The following is a 1,832-nucleotide window of genomic DNA, read 5'->3' as shown; positions in this document are numbered from 1 at the left end:
TGCTCGCCGGGCGCGGCGTACCAGGGGTGGGCGTCCTCGCGCAGCGCCGTGGCGATCCGCAGGCGGGACCATTCGTCCAGCTCGGGCAGCTCGCCCGGGGCGAACCAGCTGACCGCGAGGGACTCGTCGCCGTCGGCGGTGGGCACGCCGCCGACGGCCCGGCAACGGAACCACACGTTGAGGTATTCGCAGGCGTCCCCGTTGGGGTAGACGACCGGGTGGGTGGCCACCCCGCCGATCCGCTCGATCTCGACCTCGATGCCGGTCTCCTCGCGGACCTCGCGGACCAGCGCGTCGGCGGGCTGCTCGCCCGGGTCGACGGTGCCGGCCGGCACCGACCAGCGGCCGTTGTCGCCGCGCCGGGCCAGCAGCACCCGCCCCGCCTCGTCGGTCACGACGGCGCTGACCCCGTAGAGCATGAGCAGGTCGCGTCCGATGTGCCGGCGCATCCGCGCGATGTAGGGCGAGACAGGCATGGCGGCACCCTACCGGCGGGCCTCCCGGTGCCGCCGCACCATGCCGGCGGCCAGCGGCGCGGCGTCCAGGTCGCCGGCGGCGATCCGCCCGGCGACGGTACGCCGCACCAGCCGGTCGGCCAGCGCGGGCGCGTGCCGGGCCAGGGCCAGCTCCAGCCGGCCCCGGGCGGTGGTGGCCACGTCCCGGGGCGCCCGGCGGGCGGTCGCGGTGCGCAGGATCGCGGCGACGACCCCCTCGACGGTTTCCAGCCGGGACACCCCGCTCAGCGACAGCCCGGCCTCGGCGGTGGTGTCGTGGATCGGTGAGGCGACCATGCTCGGGTAGACGACGCTGACCCCGACGTGGGTGCCGACCTCGTGGCGCAGCGCGTCGGCGTACGCGACGAGGGCCCGCTTGCTCACCCCGTACGCGGCGGCGAGGGGCAGCGGCAGCACGGCCATCCGGCTGGCCACGAAGACCACCCGCCCGCGCGCCGCCTCCAGGGCGGGTAGCGCCGCGGCCGTGGTGCGCCAGGCGGCGAGCAGGTTGACCTCCAGTTGCCGGCGGACCACCTCGTCGGGCGGCAGCTCGGCCGGGGCGGGTCCGCCGACCCCGGCGTTGTTGACCAGCAGATCCAGCCCGCCGAGCCGGTCCACGGCGGCGGCCACCGCGGCCGGCACGGCGGCCGGGTCGGTCAGGTCGCAGCCGAGCACCGGCACCGCGCCGTCCTCGTCCGGGTGCAGGTCCAGCCCCGCGACGCGGGCGCCGGCCGCGGCCAGCGCGGCGCCGAGGTGCCGGCCGAAGGTGCCCCGCGCGCCGGTGACCAGCACCCGCCGTCCCGCCAGCCCGCTCATCGCCGCGCCCCCGCCCGGCGGCGGCCGGCGGCCAGCTCCCGTTCCAGCTCGCCCAGGTACGCGTCGAAGTCGACCCGCATGTGCGGCCGGCGCTGCCCCCACCGGGTGGTGGCAGCGCGCAGTTCGGCGCGGGAGGCGGCGGCCTGCCGGGCCGGGTCCGGGGGCGCCCAGGTGCCGGCGAGCCACCCGGCGGCGAGCCGGGCCTGGGCCTCGACCAGCGGGAACGCCGCCCCGGTTGACTGCATGAGCCCGACGAAGGCGAGCCCGGGGGCGTCCAGGTGGAACACGTGCCGGTACAGCGGCAGCCGGTCGGCGCCGTCGCCGAGCAGCTCGGGGTCGAGGAAGGGCACCTCCACCCGGTAGCCGGTGCACCAGACCACCAGGTCCACCTCGTCGGCGCGGCCGTCGGTGAACTCGACCCGGTCGCCGGCGAACCGGGCGATGCCGGGGCGGGCCTGGATGTCGCCGTGGGTGAGCCGGGACAGCAGCCCGTCGGAGAGGGTGGGGTGGTCCTGGAGGAAG

The 1,832-nt window shown here is 77.9% G+C and carries 2 protein-coding genes and 1 pseudogene; all 3 read right to left on the bottom strand.

All coding sequences use genetic code 11. The annotated features are described in order from the left end of the window. On the bottom strand, nt 1-476 hold a 476-nt coding region (locus F8274_RS30535; RefSeq protein ID WP_151465848.1), incomplete at its 3' end, for an NUDIX domain-containing protein. A 9-nt stretch (nt 477-485) separates the two neighbouring features. Next, the gene (locus F8274_RS30530; RefSeq protein WP_151465847.1) at nt 486-1,310 is read right to left on the bottom strand and encodes an SDR family oxidoreductase; all 825 of its coding nucleotides are present in this window, start codon (nt 1,308-1,310) and stop codon (nt 486-488) included. Continuing rightward, nucleotides 1,307-1,832: pseudogene (locus F8274_RS30525) on the bottom strand (monooxygenase); the annotation flags it as partial. The gene F8274_RS30530 and the pseudogene F8274_RS30525, both read right to left, overlap by 4 nt.

The organism is Micromonospora sp. AMSO31t, from assembly GCF_008868175.1.
GTDB lineage: Bacteria > Actinomycetota > Actinomycetes > Mycobacteriales > Micromonosporaceae > Micromonospora.
This window is presented reverse-complemented; position numbering and strand designations above follow the sequence as displayed.